Annotated in this window: 20 protein-coding genes, 1 pseudogene and 1 riboswitch; of the genes and pseudogenes, 10 read left to right on the top strand and 11 right to left on the bottom strand. The window is 72.4% G+C overall.

Annotated features, from left to right (window positions below; all coding sequences use genetic code 11):
• The first annotated feature begins 85 nt into the window (after positions 1 to 85).
• Positions 86 to 871, top strand: coding sequence for a DeoR/GlpR family DNA-binding transcription regulator (locus LXT12_RS17485; protein ID WP_233393566.1), 786 nt, complete (start codon positions 86 to 88; stop codon positions 869 to 871).
• On the opposite strand, the gene LXT12_RS17480 is transcribed toward LXT12_RS17485, so the two are convergent.
• Genes LXT12_RS17480 through LXT12_RS17465 form a run of 4 tightly spaced genes read right to left on the bottom strand, consistent with a single transcriptional unit; the run spans position 856 to position 5,436 of the window.
• A complete protein-coding gene (locus LXT12_RS17480) occupies positions 856 to 2,151 on the bottom strand; it encodes a glycoside hydrolase family 10-like protein (protein WP_233393565.1) in 1,296 nt (431 codons plus the stop codon). The genes LXT12_RS17485 and LXT12_RS17480 overlap by 16 nt on opposite strands.
• The gene (locus tag LXT12_RS17475) at positions 2,148 to 3,281 is read right to left on the bottom strand and encodes an acyltransferase family protein (RefSeq protein WP_233393564.1); all 1,134 of its coding nucleotides are present in this window, start codon (positions 3,279 to 3,281) and stop codon (positions 2,148 to 2,150) included. Before LXT12_RS17475 ends, LXT12_RS17480 begins: the two co-directional genes overlap by 4 nt.
• On the bottom strand, positions 3,278 to 4,558 hold the full coding sequence (locus tag LXT12_RS17470) for an AmpG family muropeptide MFS transporter (RefSeq protein ID WP_233393563.1): 1,281 nt from the start codon (positions 4,556 to 4,558) through the stop codon (positions 3,278 to 3,280). Before LXT12_RS17470 ends, LXT12_RS17475 begins: the two co-directional genes overlap by 4 nt.
• Complete coding sequence (locus LXT12_RS17465) at positions 4,555 to 5,436, bottom strand: N-acetylmuramic acid 6-phosphate etherase (RefSeq protein WP_233393562.1); 882 nt, start codon at positions 5,434 to 5,436, stop codon at positions 4,555 to 4,557. The genes LXT12_RS17470 and LXT12_RS17465 overlap by 4 nt, the downstream gene beginning before the upstream one ends.
• 224 nt (positions 5,437 to 5,660) lie before the next feature.
• Between LXT12_RS17465 and bufA2 the strand changes: the two genes are divergently transcribed.
• The 5 genes from bufA2 to LXT12_RS17440 all read left to right on the top strand — a co-directional run bounded on the left by bufA2 (position 5,661) and on the right by LXT12_RS17440 (position 9,668).
• A complete protein-coding gene (gene bufA2, locus LXT12_RS17460) occupies positions 5,661 to 5,918 on the top strand; it encodes a BufA2 family periplasmic bufferin-type metallophore (protein ID WP_233393561.1) in 258 nt (85 codons plus the stop codon).
• 134 nt (positions 5,919 to 6,052) lie between these two features.
• Positions 6,053 to 6,880 carry an MNIO family bufferin maturase gene (bufB, locus tag LXT12_RS17455; RefSeq protein ID WP_233393560.1) on the top strand — a complete coding sequence of 276 codons (828 nt, stop codon included), beginning with the start codon at positions 6,053 to 6,055 and terminating at the stop codon, positions 6,878 to 6,880.
• Entirely contained in the window at positions 6,877 to 7,686 is an 810-nt protein-coding gene (locus LXT12_RS17450) for an HvfC/BufC N-terminal domain-containing protein (protein WP_233393559.1), read from the top strand. The genes bufB and LXT12_RS17450 overlap by 4 nt, the downstream gene beginning before the upstream one ends.
• 54 nt (positions 7,687 to 7,740) lie before the next feature.
• Positions 7,741 to 8,277 (top strand): peroxiredoxin, encoded by a 537-nt coding sequence (locus LXT12_RS17445; RefSeq protein WP_233393558.1) that lies wholly within the window; start codon positions 7,741 to 7,743, stop codon positions 8,275 to 8,277.
• Positions 8,274 to 9,668 carry an amidase gene (locus LXT12_RS17440; protein ID WP_233393557.1) on the top strand — a complete coding sequence of 465 codons (1,395 nt, stop codon included), beginning with the start codon at positions 8,274 to 8,276 and terminating at the stop codon, positions 9,666 to 9,668. The genes LXT12_RS17445 and LXT12_RS17440 overlap by 4 nt, the downstream gene beginning before the upstream one ends.
• Here LXT12_RS17440 and LXT12_RS17435 read toward each other — a convergent pair.
• Both LXT12_RS17435 and LXT12_RS17430 read right to left on the bottom strand, forming a co-directional pair.
• The gene (locus tag LXT12_RS17435; RefSeq protein ID WP_233393556.1) at positions 9,655 to 11,118 is read right to left on the bottom strand and encodes a hypothetical protein; all 1,464 of its coding nucleotides are present in this window, start codon (positions 11,116 to 11,118) and stop codon (positions 9,655 to 9,657) included. The genes LXT12_RS17440 and LXT12_RS17435 overlap by 14 nt on opposite strands.
• Positions 11,115 to 11,594: a hypothetical protein gene (locus tag LXT12_RS17430; RefSeq protein ID WP_233393555.1), complete on the bottom strand. Its 480-nt coding sequence runs from the start codon at positions 11,592 to 11,594 to the stop codon at positions 11,115 to 11,117. Before LXT12_RS17430 ends, LXT12_RS17435 begins: the two co-directional genes overlap by 4 nt.
• A gap of 48 nt (positions 11,595 to 11,642) precedes the next feature.
• On the opposite strand from LXT12_RS17430, the gene LXT12_RS17425 reads away from it, so the two are divergent.
• A complete protein-coding gene (locus tag LXT12_RS17425) occupies positions 11,643 to 12,263 on the top strand; it encodes a glutathione S-transferase N-terminal domain-containing protein (RefSeq protein ID WP_233393554.1) in 621 nt (206 codons plus the stop codon).
• On the opposite strand, the gene LXT12_RS17420 is transcribed toward LXT12_RS17425, so the two are convergent.
• From LXT12_RS17420 to LXT12_RS17405, 4 genes and pseudogenes are all read right to left on the bottom strand, one after another.
• On the bottom strand, positions 12,260 to 13,357 hold the full coding sequence (locus LXT12_RS17420) for an ABC transporter permease (protein WP_233393697.1): 1,098 nt from the start codon (positions 13,355 to 13,357) through the stop codon (positions 12,260 to 12,262). The two genes, LXT12_RS17425 and LXT12_RS17420, sit on opposite strands and share 4 nt — an antisense overlap.
• A 244-nt stretch (positions 13,358 to 13,601) precedes the next feature.
• Positions 13,602 to 14,288: pseudogene (gene ccmA, locus LXT12_RS17415) on the bottom strand (heme ABC exporter ATP-binding protein CcmA); the annotation flags it as partial.
• Complete coding sequence (locus LXT12_RS17410) at positions 14,285 to 15,238, bottom strand: HlyD family secretion protein (RefSeq protein ID WP_233393553.1); 954 nt, start codon at positions 15,236 to 15,238, stop codon at positions 14,285 to 14,287. The gene LXT12_RS17410 and the pseudogene ccmA, both read right to left, overlap by 4 nt.
• Before the next feature lie 11 nt (positions 15,239 to 15,249).
• Complete coding sequence (locus LXT12_RS17405) at positions 15,250 to 15,879, bottom strand: TetR/AcrR family transcriptional regulator (RefSeq protein WP_233393552.1); 630 nt, start codon at positions 15,877 to 15,879, stop codon at positions 15,250 to 15,252.
• A gap of 139 nt (positions 15,880 to 16,018) precedes the next feature.
• Between LXT12_RS17405 and LXT12_RS17400 the strand changes: the two genes are divergently transcribed.
• The 3 genes from LXT12_RS17400 to metW all read left to right on the top strand — a co-directional run bounded on the left by LXT12_RS17400 (position 16,019) and on the right by metW (position 19,472).
• Positions 16,019 to 17,605, top strand: a complete 1,587-nt coding sequence (locus LXT12_RS17400) for a methyl-accepting chemotaxis protein (RefSeq protein WP_233393551.1) — start codon at positions 16,019 to 16,021, stop codon at positions 17,603 to 17,605.
• Position 17,606: 1 nt separating this feature from the next.
• Positions 17,607 to 17,682, top strand: a riboswitch (SAM riboswitch).
• A gap of 45 nt (positions 17,683 to 17,727) precedes the next feature.
• Positions 17,728 to 18,900 (top strand): homoserine O-succinyltransferase MetX, encoded by a 1,173-nt coding sequence (gene metX / locus LXT12_RS17395; protein ID WP_233393550.1) that lies wholly within the window; start codon positions 17,728 to 17,730, stop codon positions 18,898 to 18,900.
• Positions 18,897 to 19,472 (top strand): methionine biosynthesis protein MetW, encoded by a 576-nt coding sequence (metW, locus tag LXT12_RS17390; RefSeq protein ID WP_233393549.1) that lies wholly within the window; start codon positions 18,897 to 18,899, stop codon positions 19,470 to 19,472. Before metX ends, metW begins: the two co-directional genes overlap by 4 nt.
• A 373-nt stretch (positions 19,473 to 19,845) precedes the next feature.
• Here the strand turns inward: metW and LXT12_RS17385 are convergent, their stop codons facing one another.
• Positions 19,846 to 20,037, bottom strand: coding sequence for a hypothetical protein (locus LXT12_RS17385; RefSeq protein WP_233393548.1), 192 nt, complete (start codon positions 20,035 to 20,037; stop codon positions 19,846 to 19,848).
• Positions 20,038 to 20,067: the final 30 nt, after the last annotated feature.

The following is a 20,067-nucleotide window of genomic DNA, read 5'->3' as shown; positions in this document are numbered from 1 at the left end:
GCACATCCGGCCCCAGATTCACACAAACGCCATGCGGCTCTGGCCTACTCGGCGCCGTCCCTTTGCCGAGCCGAGCGAGCCGCTCATGTGGGTTGCCGACAGACACCGCCTCATCCTCGACCTGCTGCAGACCCATCAGCGCCTGACGACCGAGCACTTCGCCGAGGCCCTGGGCGTGTCGCGCGAGACCGTGCGGCGAGACCTGATCGAGCTGGAGCGCTCGGGCCACCTGGCCCGGGTGCATGGCGGTGCCGTGCCGCCACCGGGCGGTGGTGCGCGCCCGGAGCCGGCCTACCTGGAGCGCGCCGGCCTGCACCTGCCGCAGAAGCGCGAGATCGCGCGGCTCGCGGCCGGGCTGGTGCAGCCGGGCCAGGCCTGTTTCCTGGACGCCGGCTCGACGACGCTGGCACTGGCCGAGGAGCTGGCCAGCCGGCCGGGCCTCATCGTCATCACCAACTCGCTGGAGGCCGCGATGGCCCTGGCCCGCGCGCCGGCGCATGAGGTGCGGCTGCTCGGCGGCCGGCTGGAGACCGACGTGTCGGCCACCTACGGCGAGCAGACGGTCGCCGAGATCGGCCGGCTGCAGGTCGACTGGGCGCTGGTGTCGCCGGTGGGCTTCGACGCCGCCAACGGCGCGACGGACTATCTCTGGCCCGAGGCGACCGTGGCCCGCGCGATGCTCGCCCGGGCCAGGCAGCGCGTCGTGCTGGCCGATGCCAGCAAGCTCGGCCAGGCCAGCCGCATCCAGATCTGCCCGGCCGCCGACGTGGACGTGCTCGTGACCGATGGCCAAGCCGATGCCGGACTGCTGGCCAGCTTCGCCGCTGCGGGCGTGAAGCGGCTGCTGGGGCCGGCTCAGCCCGCGGCGTAGGCGCCGCGGCGCAGGGCGTCGGCGATGCCGCGCCGGTTCTGCGCCAGCGCGGCCATGCTGAAGTGGATGTGGCCGCTGCCCGGAGACAGGCGCCGGATCAGCTCGATCTGGGCCAGCACCTCGTCCACCGGCCAGCTCTTGTCGCTGGCGTCGATGCGGCTGGTGAAGAGGCCGGGGTGGATGGGCCGGCCCAGCGGGTTGAGCGAGCGCCAGGCCTGCAGCAGCGGCTCGAAGGCCTGGGCCGTCTGCGCCCGCGGCCAGTAGAGCTGGGGTGCGAGGTAGTCCAGCCAACCCTCGCGCAGCCACAGCTCGACGTCGGCGTAGAGCTTGTCGTACTGGCTGAAGCCGGCGATGCCCGCCGGGCGCCGGCCGGGCTGCGGCAGGCCGAAGGGGCTGATGCCGACGCGCGTGCCCGGCCGCACCTCGTGGGCCAGGGCGTACAGGCGCTTGACCAGCGCGTTGACGTTGTAGCGCCGCCAGTCGGCCCGCGCCAGGCTGCCGCCGCCGGCGAGGTAGGCCTGCCAGGGGGCCTCGTCGGGGAAGTCGACCTCCTGCTTCGTCGCCGGGTTCTGCCAGGGGTAGGGGTAGAAGTAGTCGTCGATGTGCACGCCGTCCACGGCATAGCGCGCCAGCACGTCGCGCACGACGGCCAGCGTCTGCTCGGCCGCGGCGGCCTCGCCCGGATCCATCCAGAGCTGGTCGCCATAACGCCTGACCCAGCCGGGGTGGGCGCGGCCGACGTGGCTCTCGGCCAGCGCCGACCTGGCCGTGCTGTGGCGGGCGCGGTAGGGGTTGAACCAGGCGTGCAGCTCCAGGCCGCGCGAGCGCGCCTCGGCCAGCCACACCGCCAGCGGGTCGTAGCCGGGGTGGCGGCCCTGGGTGCCCGTGAGGTATTCGCTCCAGGGCTCCAGGGCCGATTCGTAGAGGGCGTCGGCGCTGGTGCGCACCTGCAGGATGAGGGCGTTGAGGCCGACGCGCGCGGCCGTGTCGCACAGGGCGCGGATCTCGGCCTGCTGCTGGGCCGCCGGCAGGCCCGGCTTGCTCGGCCAGTCGATGTTGGCGACGGTGGCGATCCAGGCGGCCCGCCATTCGCGCGGCGGCGGGGGCGGCAGCGGCGTCGAGGCGGCCGACGCTGCCGGGGCCGGTGCGCTGGCCGCGAGTGCGGCCTCGCCGGGCGCCGGTGGCGCGGTCGTGGCTTCGGCCGGCGCGGAGGTGGGCGGCGTGGCGCAGGCCGCCAGCAGCGGGGCGGAGGCGAGGGTGAGCAGATCGCGGCGCTTCATAGCTTGACGAACCAGTGCTTGCGGTACATGGCCCAGGCCACCGCGTACATGGCGAGCACGAACAGGACGGCCCGCAGCAGCGAGGCGTTCTCGGGCGCGAGGCCGAGGGCCAGGATGGGCTGGTAGAGGGCGGCACCCAGGCTGTGGCCGTCGGCGAGCTTGATGAAGATCAGCGCCTTGGCGAGCAGGCCCGAGAGGGCGAACAGGAACAGGGCGTTCATGCCCAGCACCACGAGGGGATGGGCCCGGCGCGCCCAGCGCTCGCGCTCCAGCGGACGCGGGCTGGCGTCCAGCAGCCAGTAGAAGACGGCGAACACCAGCAGGGCCCAGCCGGCCATGGCGAACACGAAGGACGGCGTCCACAGCGACTTGTTGATGGGCATGAGCACGGTGTCCAGCACCTGGCCCAGCCACAGGCTGGCCAGGCCGGCGACGACCCAGGTCATGGCCTTCTCGGCCGGCTGGCGGGCGGACAGGAGCACATGCCCGGCCAGCACGCCGAGCAGTTGCGAGGCCACGGCCGGCAGCGTGCTGAGCAGGCCCTCGGGGTCCCAGGTCCTGGCGGTCTTCCACAGGTGGCCGTCGAGCAGGAGGCGGTCCAGCCAGGCGCCGGCGTCCTTGCCGGGCTCGAGCAGGCCGGTGTGGACGACGCCGTCGGCGTCGGGCACCGGCACGAGCAGCTGGACGGCGGCGTAGACGGCCATCAGCCCTGCGGCCCACAGCGCCACGCCGCGCGGCCGGCACCACAGCACGATGGGCGCCGACAGCAGGGCGCACAGGCCCAGGCGCTGCAGCACGCCGGGGATGCGCAGCGTGGCGAGGTCGAAGCCCGGGATGAGGTTGAGCGCCAGGCCGATGGCGACGATGCCGAGGGCCCGGCGCGCCGTGCGCGCCATCAGGGCCGGCCGGTCGGCGCCGGCCTGGGCGCGCCGGCCGAGGCTGATGGCCATGGACATGCCGGCGATGAAGACGAAGAAGGGGAAGACCCAGTCGGTAAAGGTCCAGCCGTTCCAGTGGGCATGCAGCAGCGGCGGATAGACGTGGGCCCAGTCGCCGGGGTTGTTGACCAGCAGCATGGCGCCGATGGCCAGGCCGCGGAAGGCGTCCAGGCTGAGCAGGCGGTCCTTCATGGCGAGGCATCCTCGGTCTTCTTACCGAAGTCGTCGGGCACGCGGATGAGGGCGGCCATGGCGAAGCTGGGCAGCGTGGCCAGCAGCACCCAGCCGAAGAAGGGCACGTAGCCGATGTGCTCCTGCAGCCAGCCGCTCCACATGCCGGGGATCATCATGCCCAGGGCCATGAAGCCGGTGCAGATGGCGTAGTGGGCGGTCTTCTGCGGGCCCTCGGCGACGAGGATCATGTACATCAGGTAGGCCGTGAAGCCGAGGCCATAACCGAACTGCTCGACGGCGAGCGCGGCGCTGACGACGGCGAGGTTCGTCGGATGCGCCAGCGCCAGCGCGAGAAAGGCGACGTTGGGCAGGTGCATGGCCAGCACCAGCGGCCACAGGGCCTTCTTCAGGCCCACGCGCGAGATCACCCAGCCGCCCACCAGCCCTCCCACGGTCAGGGCGATGAGGCCGACGGTGCCGTAGGCGACGCCCACCGCCTTGGTCGACAGGCCCAGGCCGCCTCGCTCGACAGGGTCGAGCAGGAAGGGCGAGGCCAGCTTGAGCAGCTGCGCTTCGGGGAGGCGGTAGAGCAGCAGGAAGCCGAGGATGACGGCGATGCCGGGCTTCCTGAAGAAGCTGGCGAACACGGCGAAGAACTCGGTCATCAGGTCGCGGGCCGCGCCGTGCCCGGCGCCCGGGCGGTCGCTCGCCGGGCGCGGCAGCACCAGCGCATGCCAGGCCGCCAGCGCGACGAAGAGGCCGCCGAGCAGCCAGAACACGCCCGTCCACGCCTTCACGACGCTGCCCGTGCGTTCGGTCAGCTCACCGGCGAGGTAGACGAGGCCGCCCTGGCCGCCGATGTTGGCCAGGCGGTAGAAGGTGGAGCGCACGCCGACGAAGGCGGCCTGGCTGTGCTGGGGCAGGGCCAGCATGTAGTAGCCGTCGGCAGCGATGTCGTGCGAGGCGGAGGCGAAGGCCATCAGCCACAGCACGGCCAGCGACATCTGGAAGACTTTGTCCGTCGGGATGGTCAGCGCCACCCCGGCCAGCGCGGCGCCGACGAGGAACTGCAGCGCCGTGACCCAGTGGCGCTTGGTGCCGAACAGCTCCACCAGCGGCGACCACAGCGGCTTGATGACCCAGGGCAGGTAGAGCCAGCTCGTATACAGCGTGAGGTCGGTGTTCGAGATGCCGAGGTTCTTGTACAGGTACGTCGACAGCGACATCACGACGACGTAAGGGATGCCCTGCGCGAAGTACAGGCTGGGCACCCAGGACCACGGGGAGCGAGTCATGCTGCCAGCGCGCGGCCCACGCTGCCATCCGCCGCGTCGAGCCGCCTGCGCGCCTCGTCGGCGCTGACGCCGCGCTTGAGCATCACCAGCGCCGTCTTCACGTGGTGGTCGCATTGCGCGAGCGCGGCCTGCGCCTCGGCCTCGCTGGCGCCGCTGGCCCGCACCGTCAGCGCCAGCGCGCGCTTCACGAGCTTGGCGTTGGTGGCCTTGAGGTCCACCATCAGGTTGCCGTAGACCTTGTTCAGCCTGACCATCAGCGACGACGAGAAGGTGTTCAGCGCGATCTTCTGCGCCGTGCCGGCCTTGAGCCGGGTGCTGCCCGAGATGATTTCCGGCCCGGTGTCGAGCACGATGCCGATGTCCGCCCGCTCGGCCACCGGCGCGCCGGGGTTGTTGGCGATGCCGATGGCCAGGGCGCCGGCGGCGCGGGCCGCCTCCAGCGCACCGAGGACATAGGGCGTGCCGCCCGAGGCGGCCAGCAGCAGGGCCACGTCGTTGGGGCCGGGGCGCAGGGCGGCCAGGTCGGCGCCGCCCTGGGCGCGGTCGTCCTCGGCGCCTTCGACGGCGACGAACATCGCGCCCCGCCCGCCGGCGATGACGGCGACCGCGCGCTCGCGCGGCCAGGAGAAGGTCGGGTAGAGCTCCACGCTGTCCAGCACCCCGAGCCGCCCGGAGGTGCCGGCGCCCGCGTAGAGCAGCCGCCCGCCGGCGCGGATGCGCGGCAGCGCCGCGTCGACGGCCGCGGCGAGCTGGGGCGCCGCCGCCTTGACGGCCGCGACGGCGGCGGTCTGGTCGTCGATGAAGGCATCCAGCAGGGCCGGCGTGTCGTAGGTGTCCAGGTCGGGATGCCGGGTGCTCGGGGTTTCGGTGTTCAGCATGGGGATGGGCGGCCTTGGGGCCGACGGACTCTAGCTCGCCGGAGCCCCATGACGAATGCCACGCGCCATTGCAGCCATAACGGCAGGTAATCAGAATCCTGCCTGCCGCTGTAAGGACTCGGCGAGTCATTCCGACGCAAGCAGGCAAGTCGATGCGGGCAACGCCCGGGTCGACCTGTGGTGATCCGATCTCAACCACTTCCCTTTCTTTTGTGGAGACTCCCATGAACGCATCCCTCAAATCCGGCCTCGGCATCGCCGCCGCCGCTGCCGCGCTGTTCGCCACCACCGCTTTCCCGACGACCGCCGCCGCGGCCGAAGGCATGGTCAAGTGTTCGGGCGTCAACAGCTGCAAGGGCACCTCCGAGTGCAAGACCGCCACCAACGCCTGCAAGGGCCAGAACGGCTGCAAGGGCCAGGGCTGGGTCAGCAAGAAGTCGGCCGACGAGTGCACCAAGGCCGGCGGCAAGGTAGAGAAGTGACCCACCCCCGAGGCGCTTGACGCGCCTCCCCCTCAAGGGGGCGCAGCCAGTGGCCTGGCGAAGCCAGTTCCACGGCTGCCGCTGGATGAGGCGCGAGTGCCGGCGGCACCGCGCCGTCTGACTGTCTGTTTCGCATGACCAAGATCCAAGGCTTCGGCCTCGGCCTGCGCGTGGAGCACTACGCCGCCTTCGAGGCCGGCGTGGATGCCGACCTGCGGCCCGACTGGCTGGAGATCATTTCCGAGAACTACATGGTGCCCGGCGGCCCGCCGCTGGCGCACCTGGAGCGCATCCGGGCCGACTACCCGCTGGTCATGCACGGGGTGTCGCTGTCGGTCGCGGGGCCGGCGCCGCTGGACCTCGCCTACCTGCGCGAACTGAAAGACCTGGCTGACCACCTGCAGCCCGGCTGGGTGTCCGACCACCTCTGCTGGAGCGCCGACGCCCACAGCCAGCTGCACGACCTGCTGCCCGTGCCGCTCACGCGCGCCGCCCTCGACCACGTCGGCAGCCGCATCGCCCAGGTGCAGGACATCCTCGGCCGGCCGCTGGTGCTGGAGAACGTGTCCAGCTACGTGCGCTTCGCGGCCGACGAGATGACGGAATGGGACTTCATCGCCCGCCTGCTCAAGGCCACCGGCGCGCAGATGCTGCTGGACGTCAACAACGTCTACGTGTCCGCCCGCAACCATGGCTTCGACGCCCTGGCCTACCTCGAAGGCATCCCCGTCGAGCCCGTGCGCCAGATCCACCTCGCCGGCCACGAGGACCGCGGCGACCTCGTCATCGACACCCACGACCACCCCGTGCGCGACGAGGTCTGGGCCCTGTACCAGCAGGCCCTGCGCCGCTTCGGCCCGGTGCCGACCATGATCGAGCGCGACGACCGCATCCCGCCGCTGGACAGCCTGCTGGCCGAGCTGAACGTCGCGCGCCGCCTGGCGCGGGAGGCTCTGGCATGAGTACCGCGCCGGTGCCGAAGCTGGCCGACCTGCAAGGCCGCCTGGCCGCCGCCATCCGCGACGGCGCCGATGCCGAGGGCCTGCTCGCCGGCGACTGGGCCCTGGGCCTGGCCGCCTACCGCCACGCCTACCGCGCCCGTCTGGCGGAGGCCCTGGCCGACAACTACACCGTGCTGGCGCGGGCCCTGGGCGACGAGCCCTTCGCGGCCCTGGCCCAGGCCTACATCGCCGCCGCGCCCAGCCGCCACCCGTCCATCCGCTGGTTCGGTCACGCCCTGGCCGACTTCATGGCCGGGGCCGGCGAAGCCCTCGTACCCCACGCCGGCCTCGTCGACATCGCCCGCATGGACTGGGCCCTGCGCGGCGCCTTCGACGCCAAGGACGCCCCCACGCTCGACCCCGCCTCGCTCGCCGCCCTCGACCCCGACGCCTGGGCCGGCTTGGTGCTGCACCTGCATCCCAGCGTCCGCCGCGCCAGCCTGGCCCATGCCGTCGAGCCGGCGTGGCGGGCGCTGCGCGAGTGGGAGCCCGAGTCGGGTGCGCCCCAGCCCGAGCTCGACGAGCCCCCGCCTCACGAGCACGGCCTGCTCGCCTGGCGCCAGGACGGCGAGACGCGCTGGCGCTCGCTGGAGCCGCTGGAGGCGGCGCTGCTCGACGAGGTCGAGGCGGGCATGCCCTTCGCCCAGCTCTGCGAACGCGCCGCCGAGGTGCTGGGCGGCGCCGAGGCCGCAGCGCCGGCGGTCATCGACGCCCTGCAGCGCTGGCTGGCCGACGGCCTGCTGCGCGCGCACGCCCCAGCGCCGTGATGGGGCATGCCGGCTTGGCTATCCTGCGGTCTTTCGCCCCTGCAAGGTCAACCCATGCGCCGACCGTCGATCGCCCTGCTTGCCACTGCCGCCCTGGTGTCGGCCCCTGCCGCCCACGCCGCCTTGAGCGTCGGCGCGCCGGCCCCCGACTTCACCGCTGACGCCGCCGTCGGCGGGCAGGCCTTCAGCTTCCACCTCGCCGAGGCGCTGAAGAAGGGCCCGGTGGTGCTGTACTTCTACCCCAAGGCCTTCACCAGCGGCTGCACCGTGGAGGCCCACCAGTTCGCCGAGGCGACCGAGAAGTTCAAGGCCCTCAACACCACCGTGATCGGCATGTCCAACGACGACATCGGCACGCTGAAGAAGTTCAGCGTCGAGGCCTGCCGCAACAAGTTCGCCGTCGCCGCGGACGCGGGCGGCAAGGTCATCAAGGACTACGACGTGGCCCTGAGGTTCATCCCCGGCGGCATGGCCGACCGCGTCTCCTATCTGATCGGCCCCGACGGCAAGGTGGCCGCCGTGCACGCCAGCATGGACCCCGACGGCCACATCGACGCCATGCTCAAGGCCGCCCAGAAGCTCGCCAAGTGATCGCGCTCGGCGCCGCGGAACTGCTGGCCGCCTACGCCGCGCGGCGGTTGTCGCCGGTGGAGGTAATGCGGGCCGTGCTCGACCACGCCGCTGCGCGTGAAGGAGAGCTGCATGCGCTGTGTGCCGTCCAGGCCGACGAGGCCCTGGCCGCTGCCCGTGACAGCGAGGCCCGCTGGCGCAGCGGCACGGCCCTGGCGCTGGAGGGCGTGCCCGTTACGCTGAAGGAGAACATCGCCGTGCCGGGCGCGGCCTGGCGGCTGGGTACCGCGGCCACGGCCGACGACGCGGTTGCCGGCTTCGAGGCCCCGCCCGCGGCGCGGCTGCGCGAGGCCGGCGCCATCGCTTGGGCGCGCACCACCATGCCCGACTACGGCATGCTGAGCTCGGGCCTGTCCAGCCTCCATGCCGAGCCGGCCCGCAACCCCTGGGACCCGCGCATGACGCCGGGTGGGTCGAGCGCGGGCGCGGCTGCCGCTGGAGCGGCGGGTTATGGGCCCCTGCACCTGGGCACCGACATCGGCGGCTCCATCCGCCTGCCGGCCGGCTGGTGCGGCCTTGTCGGCCTCAAACCCAGCCACGGCCGCGTGCCCATCCAGCCGGCCTATGCCGGCCGCGTGGCCGGGCCGTTGACGCGCACCGTCGAGGACGCAGCACTGATGCTCGCCGCTCTGGCCCGCCCCGATGCGCGCGACCCGACGCAGCTGCCGCCCGGCGGCTTCGCGCCCCGCCGCGTCGAGCCGCGCGGCCTGCGCATCGGCCTGTGGCTGGATGCCGGCTGGGGCGACGCCGTGCAGCCCGAGGTCCAGGCCGCCGTCACGGCGGCGGCCCGCGCCTTCGAGCAGGCCGGCGCCATCGTCGAGCCGGTGCCGGCCTTCACGACCCGCGAGATGGCCGACGGCATGGACCGCTTCTGGCGGATGCGCTCCTGGCTGGACATCTCGGCCCTGGCGCCCGAACGCCGCGCCCGCGTGCTGCCCTACATCCTCGACTGGGTGGCGCCGGCCGCGGGCTACGACGGTGCCACGGTCTTCCACGGCTACAGCCAGATGCAGGCCCTGCGCGAAGCCGCCAATGCGGCCTGCGAGGGCTTCGACTTCGTGCTTTCGCCGGTGGCGCCGATGCCGGCCTACCCGGCCCACCTCGCCAGCCCGCTGCACGACCCGGCGCGGCCCTTCGAGCACATCGCCTTCACGCTGCCCTTCAACATGAGCGAGCAGCCGGCCCTGGCCATCAACGCCGGCTACACCGCCGCGCCGCAGCCCCTGCCCATCGGCCTGCAGATCGTCGGTCGCCGCTTCGACGATGCCGGCGTGCTGGCCCTGGGCGCGCTGTGGGTGCAACTGCGCCCGGCCCAGCGGCCCTGGCCCCTGCAGCCCGTCACGCCCGCCTGAGGAAGCCCAGCAGGGCCGCCATCGGCAGCACCGAGCGCGGCAGATAGGGCAGCCGCCACAGGCCGCCGTGGTTGGCGGTGTGCACCAGCGCCTGCAAGGGGTGGGCGAAGTCGCGCGGCGCGGTGCGCAGCTGGTGCACCCACATCGCGGCCATCAGCGCATTCGTGGTCTCCGGCGCGAAGGCCTCCACACCGAAGGCACGCGCGCCGCGGAAGCCCGCGGCCAGCAGCGGATTGGAAACGACCGAGGCCGTCGTCGTGCTCGGCGCCACGTTGAAGGCGACCCGCCGGCCCTCGTCCCGCGCGACCAGGGCTCGCCACTGCTGCAGCCGCTTGGCCAGGGCGTAGTTGGGGCCTTGCTCGACGACCAGGGCGTCCACCAGGCCCCAGCGGCCGCCGTCCTGCGCGTCGACCAGCGCCTCGATGTGAGGGGCGAAACCACGGCCGCCGCTGGCCAGCCGGGCGCCGGCCTGGACCAGCCGCTTGGCCAGGCCGCGCGCGGCGAAGCGCTGCATGACGTCCTCCGCCACGTCCCGCGGCACGGCGAAGACGTCGGTCGGCGTGGCCATGTAGGCGAGCTGGGTGCGGGCGTCGGCGCTGCACAGCGCGGCACCGATGGCGTCCATCGCCAGGCTCACGCGCACATGCCGCTCACCGTCGAGGTAGGCCAGGTTGGCCAGCGCCAGCGGCCGGCCGAGCGAGGCCAGCCAGGCGGCGATCTCCGGCGTGTCGGCCAGCAGGTCGGCGCCGGCGTGGGCGGTGTCCAGCGGCTGCCCGGGCGCGACCGGCGCCGTCAGCGTGGCATTGCCGGCGGCCACCAGGCCGGCGATGCGCTTCCAGGTGGCGGGCCGCGCGAGATCGACGGCGACCAGCCGGGCCCGCCACCGGGCGAGCCAGGCCAGCGGCCCCGCCTCGCTGCCGGCGCCGAGCAGGGCGAGGTGCTGGTCCGACAGGTCGAACCACTCGGGATGGGCCAGGCAGTCGCGCAGGGCTTCGGCATGGCCGGGCTCGCAGATGCCGGCCCGTTCCCAGCGGTCGATCTGGCGGGCGAGGGCGTCGCCGCCGAGCGGGCGGCCCTGGTAGGGCACCGTCCACGGCGCGGGGGCGGCTTCGCCCTGGCCGCTCAGTTGCAGGGTTTGCAGGCCTTGCCGCGGCGCGCGCATGGCATCGGCCAGGGCCAGCGGCCGGCCGTCGCGCAGGAAGGGCAGTTCGCGCCAGGCCGCCGCGAGTCCGGCGCGGGCCGAGGCGGCGACGCCCGCCGGACGCGCGGCCTGGGCCTGGACGAGCGCGCGCCAGTGGCGGGGGTAGGCCTGGCGCCAGCGGCGCTCGGCCAGCACGGCGTCGGCGGCGGTGCCGTCGAGCTCACGCAGGGCGGCGGCCACGATGCGCTGGCCCACCGCGCCGGAGGCGCGCCTGCCTTGCGCGTCGAGCGGCCACTGCAGGCCGTTCATGACCTGGGCGGCGGCTCCTGGGGCGGCAGGCCGGCCGCCTTCAGGTCCGCGTTGACGAGGGCCCAGGCGGCGGGGAAGCTGTCCGCGCGGCGCACCGGCCGGCTGGCGCGCCAGATGTCCATCAGCGCCGGCAGCCGCTCGATGCCCGGGATGCCCGGGCGCACGAGGAAGACGGTGGAGATGGCGACGAGGCCGAGCGAGGCGAAGCTGTGGATGCTGTGGCGCAGCTCGGCCAGGGCGTCGGCGTCCATCTGCAGGCTGCCGCGGATCTCGATCAGGTCGCCGAAGCGGCGGTCGGCGGGCAGGCGCTTGCCGGCCAGCGCGATGGCGCGCTTGACGGCCGACATCAGCGCCGCGTCGAACGGCCCCTCGGCCACCGACATCATGACCCGCCCGTACACGCCGACGCTGACGCGGCCGAAGCTGCTGCGGGCTGCGGGGCGGCGCGGAGGGGGCAGGGATGGGGAGGGACTCATGGCGGAACCTGTGCGAGGATTTTGCACGCTCGACGAAGGAGTCAGGAGATGTTGACTTTGTACGGAACCAAGGGCTCCGGCTCGGCCGCCATCGAGGCGGCGCTGGTGCGCGCCGGTTTTGCCTACACCTGCGTCGACGCGGCATCCTGGAACCCCGGCCCGGGGCGGGATGCTCTGCTGCAGGTGAACCCGCTGGGGCAGATCCCCACCCTGGTGCTGGCCGACGGCACGGTGATGACCGAGAGCGCCGCCATCCTCATCCACCTCGGGCTGTGCGCGGCGCCGGGCCTGCTGCTGCCGCAGGAGGCGGGTGCGCGGGCGAGGGCGCTGCGCGGCCTCGTCTACATCGCCGCCAACTGCTATGCCGCCATCAGCGTCATCGACTACCCCGAGCGCTGGTGCGAGCCCTGCGACGACGACATGAAGGCGCGCATCCGCGCCGGCACGCGGGCCCGCCTGCACGAGCACTGGCGGGTGTTCGCCGACGAGTTCGGCATCGGCTTCGATGCCGGTGCGCCGGGCGCCCTGGAACTGCTGGCGGTCGTGGTGTCGAAGTGGAGCGGCTCTCGCACGATGCTCCAGGCCGAGCGGCCGGCCTTCCATGCCCAGCTGCTGCGCGTCGAACAGCACCCCGACGTGGCGCCCGTGATGCAGAGGCACTGGCCCTAATCCACCGTCTGCCGATAACGCATCAAGGCCACGGCGCCCGCCGCGGCCAGGAAGGCGAGCATGGGCCATAGCTCGGGCAGCAGCTCCGCCGCGCCCGAGCCCTTGAGCATGACGCCGCGCACGATGCGCAGGAAGTGCGTCAGCGGCAGCACTTCGCCGAGGTGCTGGGCCCAGCCGGGCATGCCGCGGAAGGGGAACATGAAGCCCGACAGCAGCATGGACGGCAGGAAGAAGAAGAACGTCAGCTGTAGGGCCTGGAGCTGGTTGCGCGCCAGCGTCGAAAAGGTGAAGCCCACGCCCAGGTTGGCCAGCATGAAGACGCCGATCATGGCCAACAGCAGCGTCACGCTGCCCACCATGGGCACGCTGAACAGCAGCCAGGCCGCGCCGAGGATGACGCCCAGCTGCACGTAGCCGAGCACGACGTAGGGCAGGGTCTTGCCGACCATGACCTCGATGGGCCGCACCGGCGTGGCCAGCAGGTTCTCCATCGTGCCGCGCTCGCGCTCGCGGGTCATGGCCAGCGAGGTCAGCATCACCATGGTCATGGTCAGGATGGTGCCGACCAGCCCGGGCACGATGTTGTATCGCGACAGGCCTTCGGGGTTGTAGCGGCGCTGGATGCGCACCTCGAAGGGCAGGCCCTGCGGCGCCCGTGCGGCCAGCGCACCGCGCAGGTCGCGGGCCAGGGCCGTCTGGCCGAGCTGGCCCAGGGCCGCCATCGCGTTGCTGCCGGCGGAGGGGTCGGTGGCGTCGGCAGCGATGAGCACCGCCGGCTTCTCGCCGCGCACGACGCGGGTGCCGAAGTCGTCGGGCACGACGACGAGGAACTGGATCTCGCCGCGCTGCAGCAGCTCGTCGCCGCGTGACTCGGCGATGCCGGCCTCGACGACACGGAAATAGCCGCTGGTCTGCAGGGCCGCGACGAAGCTGCGGGCCATGGGGCTGGTGTCCTGACTGACGATGGCGGTCGGCAGGCCCTTGGGGTCGGTGTTGATGGCGTAGCCGAACAGGATGAGCTGCATGACCGGCACCGCCACCGCCATCGCGAAGGTGAGCCGGTCGCGCAGCATCTGCTGCACCTCCTTCAGCATGATCGCGAAGGTGCGCTTCAATGCATCCACGCCGACCTCCGATGGCTATGGGTCAACGAGGCCTGCGCGACGTCGTGCATGTCCGCGCGGCTGTCGTGGAACTGGCTTTGCCAGGCCACTGACGGCGTCCCCTTGAGGGGTCCGGCGAAGCCGGTAGGGGGCGGGCTCATGACGTGAAGTTGTCGGTGGCCTGGCCGACCAGCTTGACGAAGGCGTCCTCCAGGTCCCGGGCGCCCGCCTCGCGGACGATGGCGGCGGCGCTGCCGCGGGCCAGCACGTGGCCGTAGGCGATGTAGACGAGCTCGTCGCAGCGCTCGGCTTCGTCCATGTAGTGGGTGGAGACGAGGACGGTGATGCCTTCGCCGGCGAGCTGGTGGATCTGGTCCCAGAACTCGCGCCGGGCCTTGGGGTCGACGCCGGCGGTGGGCTCGTCCAGCAGCAGCAGGCGCGGGCGATGCAGCAGGCAGGCGGCCAGGGCCAGGCGCTGCTTCCAGCCGCCGGACAGGGCGCCGGCGAGCTGGGTCTCGCGGCTCTTCAGGCCCAGGCGCTCCAACGCGCCGTCGACGGCCTGGCGGCGCCCGGGCATGGAGAACAGCCGCGCGACGAAGTCGAGGTTCTCGCGGATGGACAGGTCTTCGTAGAGGCCGAACCTCTGGGTCATGTAGCCGACCTGGCGCTTGACCTGGGCGGCCTCGCGCCGGAAGTCCAGGCCAAGCACTCGGCCCTCGCCGGCGTCGGGCGTCAGCAGGCCGCAGAGCATGCGCAGCGAGGTGGTCTTGCCGCTGCCGTTGGGGCCGAGGAAGCCGACGATGCGGCCTGCGCCGACCTGCATGTCGACGTCGTCGACCACCTTGCGCCCGCCGTAGCACTTGCTCAGGCCGCGCACGTCGATGGCCAGGCTGTCATCGCCTTCGGTGCTGCGCTCGCTCATGGCGTCACGTCCAGGGGCTGGCCGGGGTGCAGGCGCTCTGCGTCCTCGGCCTTGACGGGCCGGGCCTCGACCAGGAACACCAGCTTGTCGCGCTGCTGGTTGGAGTAGATGACCGGCGGGGTGTATTCGGGGCCGTTGGCGATGAAGCTGATGCGTGCCGGGATGGCGGCGCCGCAACCGTCGCAGCGCAGTTGAACGGGCGCGTCCAGCCGCAGGCCGCCGACGGCCGCCTGGGGCACGTAGAAGCGCGCCTTGCGGTTGGCCGGCGGCAGCAGCGCCAGCACGGGCTGGCCGGCGCCCACCCACTCGCCCGGCCGCAGGAAGACGTCCTGCACGCGCGCTGCCATGGGGGCGGACTGGCGCTTCTGCTCCACGCGCCAGGCCGTTTGCTCGCGGCCGCTCTGCGCCGCCGCGGCCAGGGCGCGGGCGGCGGTGCGCTCATCTTCGCGAGCCGGCAGGCGGCCCACCTGGAGGGCGGCCTGCAGCTCGGCGACGCGGGCGCGCGCCTGGGCCAGGGCGGTGGCGGCGTCGTCCGCCCGTGCGGGGGCGACGAAGCCCTGGGCCAGCAGCTCGCGCTGGCGGGTGAGGTCGAGCGAGGCCAGGCGTTCGGCGGCGCGCGCTTGATCCAGCTGGGCGCCCGTGACGGCGAGTTCGGGCGCACGCCGGCCCTTGTCGGCGTTCTGCGCCTGGGCCTGCGCGCTGCGCGCACGGGCCAGCGCCTCGGCGTCGGCGGCGAGCTCGGGCGTGGCGTCCAGCTCGAAGAGGGCCTGGCCGGCCGCAACCGCTTCGCCCGAGCGCACGGCCAGGGTCGCCAGCCGGCCGGCCACCGGCGGGGCGATGTAGACGAGCTCGGCTTCGGCATAGCCTGTCCAGGCCTCGGACGGCTTGTCGCCGCAGCCTGACAGGGGCAGCAGCAGGGCCAAGGGCAGGGGCAGCAGGGCCGTTCTCATGGGCATCTCCGTCATGCGCCGCTGGCCAGACCCAGCAGCGCCCATTCGACGCGCCGGGCGAGCGCCGCGTCGGACATCACTTCGTCGTCGAGCCCGGTGCGCAGGCTCGGCGGCACGGCGTCGATGGCCTGCATGCCGCCGGCCAGCAGCTGCGGCGCGACCACGGCGCCCATCAGGAAGGTGAAGGCGGTCAGCGGCGGCTGGGCCGGCAGGCGGCCGAGGCGAGCGGCCTCCTGCAGCAGCGCCATCAGCACGCCGAGGTGGCGGGGCGCGTTGGCGCGGAGGAAGTCGCGGGCGACGGCCTCGCCGGCCTGGGCGTCGGCCCAGACGCGGGCGAGCAGCGGCCGGTGCTCGCGCACGAAGCGTGCCACGCCCAGCAGGGCCGCGGCCAGGCGCTCCATGACATCGCCGCCGGACTGGCTGTTCAGCGACAGGGCGCTGAACATCTCCTCGTAGTGCCGCTGCAGCAGCTGGCGCAGGAAGGCGTCCTTGCTGCCGAAGTGGTAATGGACCATCGCCGGGTTGACGCCGGCCTGCTCGGCCACCCGCCGCACCGTGAGGCCGGCGCAGCCGAGCTGCGGGTAGAGGGCGGCACCGGCGGCGAGCAGGGCGAGGTCCTGGTCCTGGCTGGGGCGTGGCATGCGGCGATTATTGGTCAGTTGATCAATAACGACAAGATGAGCAGAAGTCCGCCTAAGCGCCCAGGGCCGGCGTTTGCGCGGCATCAAGTGGTCCTAGCATCGTTTTGATTCAAATCGGCCGTCCGACGAAGGAGTACCCATGGACCTCGCCAAGTGGATGCGTAGCTTCACCATCCGCACCCGCATGCACGGCGCCATCGCGATGGTGCTGTGCATGTTCGCCGCCCTCGGGCTGACCGGCCTGCTCGGGGGCCGGCAGCTCATGGCGCTCAACGCCGACCTCACGGCGCAGAGCGTCAGCGACCTGCAGCACCTCGCCGCCATCCGCCAGGGCCTCGCCGACGTTCGGCTCGAGGAGAAGGAGATGGTCATCGCCTACGAGTCCGCCGAGCAGGTGCGCGAGCTGCGCGGGCGCTGGGACGCCGCCGCCAAGCGCCTGGGCACGTCCCTGCAGGGCCTGCAGGAGGGCCGCCGCCCGGAGAACAAGGCCGCCGCCACCGAGGCCCTGAAGTTCCTCGACGACTACCGCACCGCGGCCCAGCCCGTGCTCGGGCAGATCGAGGCGGGCGGCTTCGACACCGCACGCGTGGCCGACCGCATGCTCAACCGGCCCAAGGCGGCGATGCGCGAGGTCGAGCAGCGCGTGGAGCGCCTGGCCACGCTGGCCGACCAGCAGGCCAAGGCGGCCGAGACCGAGTTCGCGGCCGAGATGCGGCGCATCGCCTGGCGCTCGATCGCGGTGCTAGGCGTCGTCATGCTGCTCGTCGTGCCGCTGACGCTGATCAATTCGCACACCATCACCAGCCCCATCCGCTATGCCAGCAATGTCGCCAAGGCCATCGCGGGCGGCGACCTGAACTGCACCATCCGCATCGCCGGGCGCGACGAGGCCTCGGACCTGCTGCACGCCCTGGATGCGATGCAGGCCAGCCTGCGCGGCCTGGTCAGCCAGGTGAAGGACTCGACCCTGCGCATCGAGACGGCGAGCAGCGAGGTCGCCTCGGGCAACCAGGACCTCAGCCACCGCACCGAGCAGGCCGCGTCCAGCCTGCAGCAGACGACCAACTCGATGGAAGACCTGACCAGCGGCGTGCGCCACGGCGCCGACGCCGCGAGCAAGGCCAGGGAGCTGGCCGCGGGGGCCGCCGAGGTGGCGCGCCGCGGCGGCGAGGAGGTGGCCAAGGTGGTCACCACCATGGACGACATCAATGCCAGCTCGCGCCGCATCGGCGACATCCTGGGCCTGATCGACAGCATCGCCTTCCAGACCAACATCCTGGCGCTGAACGCGGCCGTCGAGGCCGCTCGTGCGGGCGAACAAGGCCGCGGCTTCGCCGTCGTGGCCAGCGAGGTGCGAGCCCTGGCCCAGCGCTCGGCCGGCGCGGCACGCGAGATCAAGTCGCTGATCACCGCCAGCGTGGAGCGCACCGAGGCCGGTGCGCATCTCGTGCAGCATGCCGGCGCGACGATGGACCAGATCGTCGAGCACGTGCAGAAGGTGAGCGACATGATCGGCGAGGTGGCCACGGGCGCGGCCGACCAGAGCGCGCGCATCGTCCAGATCAACGGGGCCGTCAGCCATCTCGAGCACATGACCCAGCAGAACGCGGCCCTGGTCGAGCAGTCGGCCGCCGCGGCCGACAGCCTGCGCCAGCAGCTGCACCTGCTCACCGGCGCGGTGGCGCAGTTCCGGCTCGAAGGGCGCGAGGTCTCGCCCAACGCCTAGAATCCGCTCCAGCGCCGATTTGTTCCGGATTGCGGGCGCTCTACAAATGCCGCTAAACAGGGCGCTCTGAACGACCGGCGTCCCGCGAAAGTGGCGCCGGTTTTCTTTTTTGGAGTGAGGCCATGACGGGCCGCAGCGTCGGCGACGTGTCGCCGCAGAGTTTTCATTTCGACGAGCCGCTGCCGCTGCGCAGCGGCGCCACCTTCGGCCCCTACGACCTGATGGTGGAGACCTACGGGCAGCTCAATGCCGAGCGCAGCAACGCGGTGCTGGTCTGCCATGCGCTCAATGCCAGCCACCACGTCGCCGGCACCTACGCGGGCCAGCCCAAGAGCGAGGGCTGGTGGGACAACCTCATCGGCCCCGGCAAGGCGCTGGACACAGACCGCTTCTTCGTCATCGGGATCAACAACCTCGGCTCGTGCTTCGGCTCCACGGGGCCCATGCACGCCAACCCCGCCACCGGCCGGGCCTGGGGGGCGGACTTCCCCGTCGTCACCGTGCAGGACTGGGTCGACGCCCAGGTCCGCGTCGTCGAGCGCTTCGGCATCCTCAAGCTCGCGGCGGTGCTGGGCGGCAGCCTGGGCGGCATGCAGGCGCTGGACTGGGCGCTGCGCTACCCCGACCGGCTGTCGCACTGCATCGCCATCGCGACGGCGCCCAACCTGTCGGCCCAGAACATCGCCTTCAACGAGGTGGCGCGCCGCGCCATCGTCACCGACCCCGACTTCCACGGCGGCCATTTCTACGCCCACGGCGTGGTGCCCAAGCGCGGCCTGCGGGTGGCGCGCATGATCGGCCACATCACCTACCTGAGCGACGACGTCATGGCCGAGAAGTTCGGCCGCGAGCTCAAGAGCGGCGCGCTCGGCTACAGCACGCAGGAGATCGAGTTCCAGATTGAGAGCTACCTGCGCTACCAGGGTGACAAGTTCAGCGACTACTTCGACGCCAACACCTACCTGCTGATCACGCGGGCGCTGGACTACTTCGACCCGGCCGCCGAGCACGGCGGCGACCTGGCGCGGGCCTTCGCGCAGGCGCGGGCCAAGTTCCTGGTGGCGAGCTTCACGACCGACTGGCGCTTCTCGCCGGCGCGCTCGCGCGAGATCGTCAAGGCCCTGCTCGACAACAAGCTCGACGTGACCTATGCCGAGATCGACGCGCCCCACGGCCACGACGCCTTCCTGCTCGACGACCCGCGCTACCACGGGGTGCTGCGGGCTTACTTCGAACGCATCGCCGAGGGCCTGCGCCGCCCCGATGCGCTGAAGCTGAAGGGGGTGGCGGTATGAGCTTCGACCCCGCCATCGCGGCTCTGGTGCCTCCGGGCTCGCGCGTGCTCGACCTCGGCTGCGGCACCGGCGAACTGCTCGACCACCTGATCAAGCACAAGGGCTGCAGCGGCTACGGCGTGGAGCTGGACGACGCCAACCTGCTGGCCTGCGTCAAGCGCGGCGTCAACGTCATCCAGCGCAACCTGGAGGAGGGGCTGTCCATCTTCGAGGACCAGAGCTTCGACGTCGTGCTGCAGCTGGAGACGCTGCAGCACCTGCGCAATGCCGAGCAGATGCTCAAGGAGACGGCCCGGGTGGGCAAGATGGGCATCGTCAGCTTCCCCAACTTCGCCCATTGGCCCAACCGGTTGCAGGTGCTGACCGGGCGCATGCCCGTCACGCGGGCCCTGCCCTACGAGTGGTACGACACGCCCAACATCCGCGTGGGCACCTTCACCGACTTCGGCGTGCTGGCGCGCAAGAACCGGCTGAAGATCCTCGACGCCTTCGGCCTGCAGGAGGGCCGCGTCGTGCGCACGCTGCCCAACCTGCGGGCGAGCGTGGCGGTGTTCAAGTTCGAACGGGAGTAGTTGGGGCCCCTCGTCCGGCCTCGCGGAGCTGAACGCGCGCGAGTCCAGCCGGTCCCCCGAGGGGACGGCGATGCAAGCGGCATTGAGCCGCTTGCACATCGCCCGCGGGCCGGCTTGGGAGCGGCCCGGCGCTCGGCCCGCGGGGCGGCGGCGCCGCTGGACGCGGCGCGCCAAGGCGGTCGGCTGTGGCGACCGGGCTCAGCCGGCCTTGCGATGTGTCTGGCCTCAGCCCCCGAGGGGACGGCGATGCAAGCGGCACTGAGCCGCTTGCACATCGCCCGTGGGCCGGCTTGGGAGCGGCCCGGCGCTCGGCCCGCGGGGCGGCGGCGCCGCTGGACGCGGCGCGCCAAGGCCGCGGTTGGTGGAGTCTCGTTCAGGCGTTCTTGCGGTGGGTCGACTTCTTCGCGGCGTGCTTCTTGGGCTTGGCCTTGCTGGTCTTCTTGGTGGTGGCCTGGGCCTTGACGCCGCTGGTGGCGTGGCTGTGGTGCTTGACGGTGCGGGCCTGGGCGGCCGGGGCGGCAAGGGCGACGGCGAGGGCGGTGGCGGTGAGCAGGCTCTTGATCATGGGATTCCTCCTGGGTGATCCGGCGAGCGT

This window comes from Pelomonas caseinilytica (genome assembly GCF_021353235.1).
Taxonomy (GTDB): Bacteria; Pseudomonadota; Gammaproteobacteria; order Burkholderiales; family Burkholderiaceae_C; genus Pelomonas; species Pelomonas caseinilytica.
This window is presented reverse-complemented; position numbering and strand designations above follow the sequence as displayed.

Coding starts and splice junctions, on each gene's coding strand:
- LXT12_RS17485 (WP_233393566.1), top strand. CDS start 86: ATGTGGGTTGCCGACAGACACCGCCTCATCCTCGACCTGCTGCAGACC.
- LXT12_RS17480 (WP_233393565.1), bottom strand. CDS start 2,151: ATGAAGCGCCGCGATCTGCTCACCCTCGCCTCCGCCCCGCTGCTGGCG.
- LXT12_RS17475 (WP_233393564.1), bottom strand. CDS start 3,281: ATGAAGGACCGCCTGCTCAGCCTGGACGCCTTCCGCGGCCTGGCCATC.
- LXT12_RS17470 (WP_233393563.1), bottom strand. CDS start 4,558: ATGACTCGCTCCCCGTGGTCCTGGGTGCCCAGCCTGTACTTCGCGCAG.
- LXT12_RS17465 (WP_233393562.1), bottom strand. CDS start 5,436: ATGCTGAACACCGAAACCCCGAGCACCCGGCATCCCGACCTGGACACC.
- bufA2 (WP_233393561.1), top strand. CDS start 5,661: ATGAACGCATCCCTCAAATCCGGCCTCGGCATCGCCGCCGCCGCTGCC.
- bufB (WP_233393560.1), top strand. CDS start 6,053: ATGACCAAGATCCAAGGCTTCGGCCTCGGCCTGCGCGTGGAGCACTAC.
- LXT12_RS17450 (WP_233393559.1), top strand. CDS start 6,877: ATGAGTACCGCGCCGGTGCCGAAGCTGGCCGACCTGCAAGGCCGCCTG.
- LXT12_RS17445 (WP_233393558.1), top strand. CDS start 7,741: ATGCGCCGACCGTCGATCGCCCTGCTTGCCACTGCCGCCCTGGTGTCG.
- LXT12_RS17435 (WP_233393556.1), bottom strand. CDS start 11,118: ATGAACGGCCTGCAGTGGCCGCTCGACGCGCAAGGCAGGCGCGCCTCC.
- LXT12_RS17430 (WP_233393555.1), bottom strand. CDS start 11,594: ATGAGTCCCTCCCCATCCCTGCCCCCTCCGCGCCGCCCCGCAGCCCGC.
- LXT12_RS17425 (WP_233393554.1), top strand. CDS start 11,643: ATGTTGACTTTGTACGGAACCAAGGGCTCCGGCTCGGCCGCCATCGAG.
- LXT12_RS17420 (WP_233393697.1), bottom strand. CDS start 13,357: ATGCTGAAGGAGGTGCAGCAGATGCTGCGCGACCGGCTCACCTTCGCG.
- LXT12_RS17410 (WP_233393553.1), bottom strand. CDS start 15,238: ATGAGAACGGCCCTGCTGCCCCTGCCCTTGGCCCTGCTGCTGCCCCTG.
- LXT12_RS17405 (WP_233393552.1), bottom strand. CDS start 15,879: ATGCCACGCCCCAGCCAGGACCAGGACCTCGCCCTGCTCGCCGCCGGT.
- LXT12_RS17400 (WP_233393551.1), top strand. CDS start 16,019: ATGGACCTCGCCAAGTGGATGCGTAGCTTCACCATCCGCACCCGCATG.
- metX (WP_233393550.1), top strand. CDS start 17,728: ATGACGGGCCGCAGCGTCGGCGACGTGTCGCCGCAGAGTTTTCATTTC.
- metW (WP_233393549.1), top strand. CDS start 18,897: ATGAGCTTCGACCCCGCCATCGCGGCTCTGGTGCCTCCGGGCTCGCGC.
- LXT12_RS17385 (WP_233393548.1), bottom strand. CDS start 20,037: ATGATCAAGAGCCTGCTCACCGCCACCGCCCTCGCCGTCGCCCTTGCC.